The sequence below is a fragment of the Tabrizicola sp. genome, from assembly GCF_051645465.1.
Taxonomy (GTDB): Bacteria; Pseudomonadota; Alphaproteobacteria; order Rhodobacterales; family Rhodobacteraceae; genus Tabrizicola.
Genome location: NZ_JBOFBI010000124.1, coordinates 1 through 8,084 on the forward strand (window position 1 = coordinate 1; position 8,084 = coordinate 8,084).

An 8,084-nucleotide genomic window follows, 5' to 3' on the forward strand; every position below is an offset into this window, starting at 1 on the left:
TTCCCTCGGTCCGCAACGGCCTGGGTGTCTCGATCGTCTCCACGCCGAAAGGCGTCATGTCGGATGCAAATGCACGCGCTGCCAATGTCGGCGGCGAAGTGCTTTGCACCGTGTTCTAAGGGGGTTCTGATGTCACGGATCGGCAGAAAACCCGTCACGCTCGTCAAAGGCACCTCGGCCTCGATCAGCGGTCAGACCATCGAAGTGAAGGGCCCGAAAGGCACCCGCAGCTTCACCGCAGGCGACGATGTCACCCTGACCATTGAGGGCGACACCATCAAGGTCGCCCCGCGTGGCCTTTCCAAGCGCGCGCGTCAGCAGTGGGGCATGACCCGCTCGATGATCGACAACCTGGTTGTCGGCGTCTCGACCGGCTTCAAGCAGGAAATGGAAATCCAGGGCGTCGGCTACCGCGCCGCCATGGCTGGAAACGTCCTGAAACTGTCGCTGGGCTATTCCCACGAGGTGAACTTCGATGTGCCGAAGGGGGTGACCATCACCACCCCGAAGCAGACCGAGATCATCATCGAGGGCATCGACCAGCAGCAGGTCGGCCAGGTCGCAGCGAACATCCGCGAATGGCGCGCACCCGAGCCCTACAAGGGCAAGGGCATCCGCTACAAGGATGAGTATATCTTCCGCAAGGAAGGCAAGAAGAAGTAAGGGTGGCAAAATGGCTTTGAACAAGAGAGAGCTGTTCCTCAAGCGCCGCCTGCGCGTCCGGAACAAGATCAAGGCGACCTCGCATGGTCGTCTGCGGCTGTCGGTACACCGTTCGTCGAAGAACATCAGCGTCCAGCTGATCGACGACGCGAAGGGTGTCACCATTGCAGCCGCCTCCTCGCTCGAGAAAGATCTCGGCGTGGTGGGCAAGAACAACGTCGAAGCGTCGGCCAAGGTCGGCGCTGCGATTGCGGAACGGGCCAAGAAGGCCGGTGTCGAAGAATGCTACTTCGACCGCGGCGGGTTCCTGTTCCACGGCAAGATCAAGGCGCTTGCCGATGCAGCCCGCGAAGGCGGTCTGAAGTTCTAACGGCGGGCGGTGGAAACACCGCCCCGATGATCCGGGCCCCCGACCAGATCGGGCGCACCAGGATTGGCTCCAATCGGCGCCATGCGCGCCACCAGTGAAGGAATGCCTTATGGCAGAACGTGAAAACCGCCGGGAAGGCCGTGGGGGCAATGACCGCCGCGACAACCGGCCCGAGGAAAACCCGGAATTCGCCGACCGTCTGGTCGCGATCAACCGCGTCTCGAAAACCGTCAAGGGTGGCAAGCGCTTCGGCTTTGCGGCACTCGTCGTCGTCGGTGACCAGCGCGGTCGCGTCGGCTTCGGCAAGGGCAAAGCGAAAGAAGTGCCGGAAGCGATCCGCAAGGCCACCGAACAGGCCAAGCGCTCGATGATCCGCGTGGCGCTTAAAGACAGCCGCACGCTGCACCACGACATGGAAGGCCGCCACGGCGCCGGTAAAGTCGTGATGCGGACGGCAGTTGCCGGTACCGGCATCATCGCCGGCGGCCCGATGCGCGCCGTGTTCGAGATGCTCGGCATCCAGGACATCGTCGCAAAGTCGATCGGTTCGGCAAACCCCTACAACATGATCCGCGCCACCATCGACGGCCTGAAGCACGAAGCCTCGCCCCGCAACGTCGCCGCGCGCCGTGGCAAGAAGGTCGCCGAGATCCTGCGGAAGCCGGAAACCGAAGCCGCTGCTGCTGAAGCTGTGGAGGCCTGATCATGACCGCGAAGAAAACCATCGTCGTAAAGCAGGTGGCCTCAGCCGCTCGCCGCCCGGCCAAGCAGACCGCGACCCTCAAGGGCCTCGGCCTGAACAAGATGAACCGCACCCGCGAGCTGGAGGATACGCCTTCCGTCCGCGGCATGGTCAACAAGATCAGCCACCTGGTCCAGATCATCGAAGAACGCGGCTAATCGACCACGCAACGTAGGGTGGGCAATGCTGCCCACGCGCCGCCACACGAAACGCCCCTGCGGAAACGCGGGGGCGTTTTGCTTTTGCCTATCTCGTTCGATCAACGACCGACGCCACACCAGCTTTCGCAAGCGCCAGAAGGCTGGCGCGAAGCCGCGATGTGAAGGCCAGGCTGAATGCGCCAAGCGGTTTTCGATCATCCCAGACGTAAGATCGCTCAACGACATCAGTATTGATTTCGTCAAGCATGATCCACTTCCGCGCATGAGTGTCCAAACCCACACGTTGCGCCTCGATCTGCGGCACTTCAACGGCATGCCGGTTCGGCATCGGAGGTTGCGTGGTGATCGGCAAAATGAAGACCACGGTCTCACCATCCTGCCTGGCCACGGTCACTGCAATGCAGACTGGTCGCTTCTTTCGACCCTCAGTTTCCCCCACCAATTGTTCCCTTTTCCAAAGGAACGGGTAGCGGAAGACCTCTCCAGCCGAGGGTCTATTCCCCATCTTGGCTCTGGTCCCGCTCCAATCCTTCGATCATCAGGGCTTTCAGATCGTCGGGCATCTCGTCGATCATATGAACCTGCTGGGTCGACCCACGGGCAAGCTGTTGGTATTGGTCCATGCTCATCAGCACGAACTTGGGCTTGCGGTGCTTTGTGATCGCGATCGGAGAGCGGATCGCTGCATCGAAAAGCTCGCTCGTGTGCCGTGTCAGGTCGGCCGCCTTGAATTCGGGTAGTTGCTGCATGTCCCTAACCTCAATTTATACAGAATATACAGATAATCCGGATATTCTGCAAGTGCGACTCCGATCTTAATGGATACTAGAGAGCGTAGGGTGCGTGATCTCACGCACCACTCCCGGCACCTCCCGAAAATTTCGCGAAATCCCCATGCAATGCTACGCTCGCCCTCGCGACTCATCCAGCCCACCAAGGGCCGGAGGGCCCGCAAGGGAGGAGAACCACCATGCCAGCGAAATACGCAGGCGGCTGCGCGCACGTCCACGTTACAGCCGCAGCCGAGCCCATCGACAACCATGAATGCCACTGCAACGTCTGCAAGTCCGTGACCGGCCAGCAGCACACACATGTCGCCTTCTTCAACTATGGCGACATCGCGGTCGACCATCCGGAGAAGATGAAGCGCGTGCCATTCAACGCGCAGAACCCGGACGGCCCCCTCGAAATCTGCCTCTGCACCGATTGCAACGCCGTCCTCATGCTGGACGACAAGCAGCACCGCATCCGTGTGGCCGTGCCGAATGTTATGGGCTATGACGACGCGGCCTTCCCGAAGGCCACCTACCACGCTTTCTGGGACGAGACCAAAGGCTACCCGGCCCCCCATGACGGCCGCCCGGTCTATTCCGGCCTCCGCCCCGAGTTCACCTGGCCCGCAGGAGCCTAGTCCTTAACGGCATCCTAACGGATGCCGTTAATCTCTTGAATCTCTTGTGTATTCCAGGCGTAACTCAGCGTTACGCCCCTTTCCCTTGCCTTCCCGGGCGGCCTGATGTAATGCCCCTCGGTGGCCAATCCTGGCCATGAGAATCAAGAAAAGCCGTGGTCGCCCCGTTTTCGCTTCGGGGGCGTTTCCGGCAAGGAGAAGCGACATGAAACTGAATGAACTCGCCGACAACGAAGGCGCGGCGAAAAAGAAAAAGCGCGTGGCCCGCGGCCCCGGCTCGGGCAAGGGCAAGACCGCCGGGCGCGGGATCAAGGGTCAGAAGTCCCGTTCGGGCGTGGCTATCGGCGGCTACGAAGGCGGCCAGATGCCGCTCTACCGCCGCCTCCCCAAGCGCGGCTTCAACAAGCCGAACCAGAAGCATTTTGCCGTCGTGAACCTCGGCCTGATCGAGAAGTTCATTGCCGCGGGCAAGCTGGACGCGAAGGCCGAAATCACCGAAGACGCGCTGGTCGCGGCCGGTCTGACCTCGAACAAGCGCGACGGGATCCGGGTGCTGGCCAAGGGCGAGATCAAGTCCAAGGTCAAGCTGACGGTCACCGGCGCGTCGGCTTCGGCGGTCGAGGCGGTCGAGAAAGCTGGCGGCAGCGTCACGCTTCTGGCACCCGTCGCGGCAGCGGCCGAGTAAGGGATTGTGAGCGGCTGAAAGGTCGCTTACATCATCAGAAGTTTTCCCGCGCCGCCGACCGGAGAACGGTCTGGCGGCGCTTGTCCTGAAAGAGACCTGACATGGCATCTGCTGCCGAGCAAATGGCCGCCAACCTCAGCTGGGGTATGCTGGGCAAAGCGACTGACCTGCGCCAACGCATCTTCTTCACGATCGGCCTTCTGATCGTCTACCGCCTGGGGACCTATATCCCCGTTCCGGGCATCGACGGTCCGGCCCTGAAGGAGTTCATGCAGCAGGCGGGGCAGGGTCTCGGCGGGATGCTGAACCTGTTCACCGGCGGCGCCGTCAGCCGGATGGCGATCTTCGCGCTCGGCATCATGCCCTACATCTCGGCCTCGATCATCGTGCAGCTTCTGGCCACGATGTACGCCCCCTGGATGCAGCTCCGCAAGGAGGGCGAGCAGGGCCGCAAGAAGCTCAACCAGTACACCCGCTATGGCACAGTGGCGCTGGCCGTCCTGCAGGGCTACGGCATCGCCGTGGGGATCCAGGGCGGCGGGCTTGCCCATACACCCGGCTTCTTCTTCATTGCCTCCTGCGTCATTACGCTTGTCGGCGGCACGATGTTCCTGATGTGGCTGGGGGAGCAGATCACGGCACGGGGCATCGGCAACGGTATCTCGCTGATCATCTTCGTCGGTATCGTCGCGGAAATCCCTGCAGCCATCGCGCAGTTCTTCGCGCAAGGCCGGTCAGGTGCGCTGTCGACCCCGGTGATCCTGGGTGTGATCGTCATGGTCGTCGCAGTCATCGGCTTCGTCGTCTTCATGGAACGCGCGCTGCGGAAGATCGCGATCCTTTACCCGCGCCGTCAGGTCGGGATGAAGGTCTATGAGGGCGGCTCGTCGCACCTGCCGATCAAGGTCAACCCGGCGGGCGTGATCCCGGCGATCTTTGCTTCGTCGATCCTGCTTCTGCCGACCACGGTCGGCACGTTCTCGGGCGGCGGGACCAATCCGGTTCTGTCGTGGCTGGCGGCGAACCTTGGCTACGGTCAGCCGCTGCACCTGTTGTTCCTGGCGATCATGATCGTCTTCTTTGCGTACTTCTACACGCTCAACGTGTCGTTCAAGGTCGATGACGTCGCCGAGAACCTGAAGAACCAGAATGCTTCGGTTCCCGGAATCCGACCCGGCAAGAAGACCGAGGAATACCTGGAGTACGTCGTCAACCGCGTGCTCGTCCTTGGCTCCGCCTATCTGGCTGCGGTCTGTTTGCTGCCCGAAGTGCTGATCGCTGAACTGGGGATACCGTTCTACTTTGGCGGCACATCGGTTCTGATCGTTGTTTCGGTGACGATGGACACGATCCAGCAGGTCCAGTCGCATCTTCTGGCGCATCAGTACGAAGCGCTGATCGAGAAGTCGCAGCTGCGTGGGCGGAAAAAGCCCTCGGCCCCCAAGGCACCGGCACGTCGCTGAGCCATGGTGAACATCATTCTTCTGGGCCCGCCTGGAGCGGGCAAGGGTACGCAGGCCAAGCGGCTGGAAGAGTCGCGCGGGATGGTGCAGCTCTCGACCGGCGACATGCTGAAAGAGGCGATCGCCAAGGGCACTGAGCTTGGCAAACGGGTCGAAGGCATCATGGCGCGTGGCGAACTGGTCACGGATGAGATCGTCATCGGCCTGATCGAAGCCAAGATGGGTGAGGGCGCAAAAGGCGGCTTCATTTTCGACGGCTTCCCGCGGACGCTTAAGCAGGCGGATGCCCTGGGAGACCTGATGGTCCGCAAGGGCGTCAAGCTGGACGCCGTGATCGAGATGCAGGTCGACGACGCGGCGCTGGTCGCCCGCGTCTCGGGCCGCTTCACCTGTGGCAATTGTGGTGCGGTCTATCACGACGTGACCCGTCCTACGAAAGCTTCGGGCATCTGCGACGTTTGCGGGTCGACCGACCTGAGACGGCGTGCCGACGACAACGAGGTGACGCTCAAGACTAGGCTGATGGAGTACTACAAGAAGACCTCACCCCTGATCGGCTACTACTATGCCAAAGGGCAGCTTTCCGCCGTCGACGGGTTGGCCGAAGTGAAGGCCGTTGCCGATGCCATCGCCAAAGTTCTTGACAAACCCTGAGAAACCTATCTCGCGGCCTTGACGGCCCGTGGAAAAGCCCCTAATGCACGGCGTCCCGCGGTGGAATCGCCTTGCGGGCCTCCCCTATTGGGAGTTCGTATCGCCGGGGCCCGCCCCGTGCGGTGTTGTGAAAAAAGGTTCTGGCACTACGGAACCGCAACAGAGAAGGACGACACGTTTGGCACGTATTGCTGGCGTCAACATTCCGACCGCGAAACGGGTTCCGATCGCGCTTACCTACATCACCGGGATCGGGCCGCACACCGCCCAGAATATCTGCGACGCGCTGAAGATCGACAGCGCGCGCCGGGTGAACCAGCTGACCGACAGCGAAGTGCTGGCGATCCGCGAATACATCGACGCGAACCTGACTGTCGAAGGCGACCTGCGCCGCGAAGTCACAATGAACATCAAGCGTCTGATGGACCTGGGCTGCTACCGTGGCCTGCGTCACCGCAAGGGCCTGCCGGTCCGCGGCCAGCGCACGCACACCAACGCCCGTACCCGCAAAGGCCCCGCAAAGGCCATTGCCGGCAAGAAGAAATAAGGGGGCTTAAGATATGGCACGCGATACCAAAGCCGCCCGCACCAAGAAAAAAGAACGCAAGAACATCGCCGCTGGCGTGGCGCATGTGAACTCGTCGTTCAACAACACCAAGATCCTGATCTCGGACGTTCAGGGCAACGCAATCTCCTGGTCGTCTTCGGGCACCATGGGCTTCAAGGGCTCGCGCAAGTCGACGCCTTATGCCGCTCAGATGGCTGCGGAAGACGCAGGCCGCAAGGCGCAGGAACATGGCGTCCGCACGCTGGAAGTTGAAGTGCAGGGTCCGGGTTCGGGCCGTGAGTCGGCGCTGCGCGCGCTGGCTGCAGTGGGTTTCCAGATCACCTCGATCCGGGACGTGACCCCGCTGGCACACAACGGCTGCCGCCCGCCGAAACGCCGCCGCGTCTAAAGGCATGATATCGGCCGGGCCGTGGGGCGCTTCATGCTCCTCGCGGCCCGGTTTTCGTCGTTTACGATCCTCGGGCGTCCGCCGGCTTACGGACATCGGCAGCGGACAAGAATAGGGGCTTCAGAATGATCCATAAGAACTGGCAGGAACTCATCAAGCCGACGCAGCTTGTCGTGAAGCCGGGGGCAGATGCCGCCCGTACCGCGACGGTCATCGCCGAGCCGCTGGAGCGCGGCTTCGGCCTGACGCTTGGCAACGCGCTGCGCCGCGTGCTGATGTCTTCGCTGCAGGGTGGTGCAATCACCAGCGTCCAGATCGACAACGTGCTGCACGAGTTTTCCTCGGTTGCGGGCGTCCGGGAAGATGTCACCGACATCGTCCTGAACCTGAAGGGCGTGAGCCTCAAGATGGAAGTCGAGGGGCCGAAGCGGCTGTCGATCTCGGCCAAAGGGCCGGGCGTGGTCACCGCGGGCGATATCTCCGAATCGAACGGCATCGAGGTCCTGAACAAGGATCACGTGATCTGCCATCTCGACGACGGCGCCGACGTGTTCATGGAGCTGAACGTGAACACCGGCAAAGGCTATGTCGCCTCTGACAAGAACCGTCCGGAGGATGCTCCGATCGGTCTGATCCCGATCGACGCGATCTATTCGCCGGTCAAGAAGGTTTCTTACGAAGTCACCCCGACCCGCGAGGGCCAGGTGCTGGACTATGACAAGCTGACAATGAAGGTCGAGACCGACGGCTCGCTGACGCCTGAGGACGCGGTCGCTTATGCCGCGCGCATCCTGCAGGACCAGCTGTCGATCTTCGTGAACTTCGATGAGCCCGAGTCGGCCAAGGCGGGCGAGATTGATACGGGTCTTGAGTTCAACCCGCTTCTGCTGAAGAAGGTGGACGAGCTGGAGCTTTCGGTCCGTTCGGCCAACTGCCTGAAGAACGACAACATCGTCTACATCGGCGATCTGATCCAGAA

General features: G+C 61.8%; 14 protein-coding genes. 12 read left to right on the forward strand and 2 right to left on the reverse strand.

What is annotated here, in order from left to right; translation table 11 throughout:
• From rpsH to rpmD, 5 genes are all read left to right on the forward strand, one after another.
• Window positions 1-119: 30S ribosomal protein S8 (rpsH, locus tag ACRCSW_RS07845; RefSeq protein WP_438704024.1), on the forward strand; the 119-nt coding region annotated here is incomplete at its 5' end.
• Between the two features lie 10 nt (window positions 120-129).
• Complete coding sequence (rplF, locus tag ACRCSW_RS07850) at window positions 130-663, forward strand: 50S ribosomal protein L6 (protein WP_438704004.1); 534 nt, start codon at window positions 130-132, stop codon at window positions 661-663.
• Window positions 664-673: 10 nt separating this feature from the next.
• Window positions 674-1,033: a 50S ribosomal protein L18 gene (gene rplR / locus ACRCSW_RS07855; RefSeq protein ID WP_305542903.1), complete on the forward strand. Its 360-nt coding sequence runs from the start codon at window positions 674-676 to the stop codon at window positions 1,031-1,033.
• Window positions 1,034-1,142: 109 nt separating this feature from the next.
• Window positions 1,143-1,736, forward strand: coding sequence for a 30S ribosomal protein S5 (gene rpsE / locus ACRCSW_RS07860; protein ID WP_438704006.1), 594 nt, complete (start codon window positions 1,143-1,145; stop codon window positions 1,734-1,736).
• Between the two features lie 2 nt (window positions 1,737-1,738).
• Window positions 1,739-1,933, forward strand: a complete 195-nt coding sequence (rpmD, locus tag ACRCSW_RS07865) for a 50S ribosomal protein L30 (protein ID WP_438704007.1) — start codon at window positions 1,739-1,741, stop codon at window positions 1,931-1,933.
• Window positions 1,934-2,021: 88 nt separating this feature from the next.
• Here the strand turns inward: rpmD and ACRCSW_RS07870 are convergent, their stop codons facing one another.
• Window positions 2,022-2,300: a hypothetical protein gene (locus ACRCSW_RS07870; RefSeq protein ID WP_438704009.1), complete on the reverse strand. Its 279-nt coding sequence runs from the start codon at window positions 2,298-2,300 to the stop codon at window positions 2,022-2,024.
• A gap of 130 nt (window positions 2,301-2,430) precedes the next feature.
• Window positions 2,431-2,685, reverse strand: a complete 255-nt coding sequence (locus ACRCSW_RS07875; RefSeq protein ID WP_438704011.1) for a type II toxin-antitoxin system prevent-host-death family antitoxin — start codon at window positions 2,683-2,685, stop codon at window positions 2,431-2,433.
• A 221-nt stretch (window positions 2,686-2,906) separates the two neighbouring features.
• Between ACRCSW_RS07875 and ACRCSW_RS07880 the strand changes: the two genes are divergently transcribed.
• The 7 genes from ACRCSW_RS07880 to ACRCSW_RS07910 all read left to right on the forward strand — a co-directional run.
• The gene (locus tag ACRCSW_RS07880; RefSeq protein ID WP_438704013.1) at window positions 2,907-3,347 is read left to right on the forward strand and encodes a GFA family protein; all 441 of its coding nucleotides are present in this window, start codon (window positions 2,907-2,909) and stop codon (window positions 3,345-3,347) included.
• 205 nt (window positions 3,348-3,552) lie between these two features.
• Entirely contained in the window at window positions 3,553-4,032 is a 480-nt protein-coding gene (gene rplO, locus ACRCSW_RS07885) for a 50S ribosomal protein L15 (protein WP_438704015.1), read from the forward strand.
• Window positions 4,033-4,133: 101 nt separating this feature from the next.
• Complete coding sequence (secY, locus tag ACRCSW_RS07890) at window positions 4,134-5,495, forward strand: preprotein translocase subunit SecY (protein WP_438704016.1); 1,362 nt, start codon at window positions 4,134-4,136, stop codon at window positions 5,493-5,495.
• Between the two features lie 3 nt (window positions 5,496-5,498).
• On the forward strand, window positions 5,499-6,149 hold the full coding sequence (locus ACRCSW_RS07895) for an adenylate kinase (RefSeq protein WP_438704018.1): 651 nt from the start codon (window positions 5,499-5,501) through the stop codon (window positions 6,147-6,149).
• A 178-nt stretch (window positions 6,150-6,327) separates the two neighbouring features.
• Complete coding sequence (rpsM, locus tag ACRCSW_RS07900) at window positions 6,328-6,696, forward strand: 30S ribosomal protein S13 (protein WP_438704020.1); 369 nt, start codon at window positions 6,328-6,330, stop codon at window positions 6,694-6,696.
• A 13-nt stretch (window positions 6,697-6,709) separates the two neighbouring features.
• Window positions 6,710-7,105 carry a 30S ribosomal protein S11 gene (rpsK, locus tag ACRCSW_RS07905; RefSeq protein ID WP_294968917.1) on the forward strand — a complete coding sequence of 132 codons (396 nt, stop codon included), beginning with the start codon at window positions 6,710-6,712 and terminating at the stop codon, window positions 7,103-7,105.
• Window positions 7,106-7,230: 125 nt separating this feature from the next.
• The coding region (locus ACRCSW_RS07910) for a DNA-directed RNA polymerase subunit alpha (RefSeq protein ID WP_438704022.1) at window positions 7,231-8,084 on the forward strand (854 nt) is incomplete at its 3' end.

Coding starts and splice junctions, on each gene's coding strand:
- rplF (WP_438704004.1), top strand. CDS start 130: ATGTCACGGATCGGCAGAAAACCCGTCACGCTCGTCAAAGGCACCTCG.
- rplR (WP_305542903.1), top strand. CDS start 674: ATGGCTTTGAACAAGAGAGAGCTGTTCCTCAAGCGCCGCCTGCGCGTC.
- rpsE (WP_438704006.1), top strand. CDS start 1,143: ATGGCAGAACGTGAAAACCGCCGGGAAGGCCGTGGGGGCAATGACCGC.
- rpmD (WP_438704007.1), top strand. CDS start 1,739: ATGACCGCGAAGAAAACCATCGTCGTAAAGCAGGTGGCCTCAGCCGCT.
- ACRCSW_RS07875 (WP_438704011.1), bottom strand. CDS start 2,685: ATGCAGCAACTACCCGAATTCAAGGCGGCCGACCTGACACGGCACACG.
- ACRCSW_RS07880 (WP_438704013.1), top strand. CDS start 2,907: ATGCCAGCGAAATACGCAGGCGGCTGCGCGCACGTCCACGTTACAGCC.
- rplO (WP_438704015.1), top strand. CDS start 3,553: ATGAAACTGAATGAACTCGCCGACAACGAAGGCGCGGCGAAAAAGAAA.
- secY (WP_438704016.1), top strand. CDS start 4,134: ATGGCATCTGCTGCCGAGCAAATGGCCGCCAACCTCAGCTGGGGTATG.
- ACRCSW_RS07895 (WP_438704018.1), top strand. CDS start 5,499: ATGGTGAACATCATTCTTCTGGGCCCGCCTGGAGCGGGCAAGGGTACG.
- rpsK (WP_294968917.1), top strand. CDS start 6,710: ATGGCACGCGATACCAAAGCCGCCCGCACCAAGAAAAAAGAACGCAAG.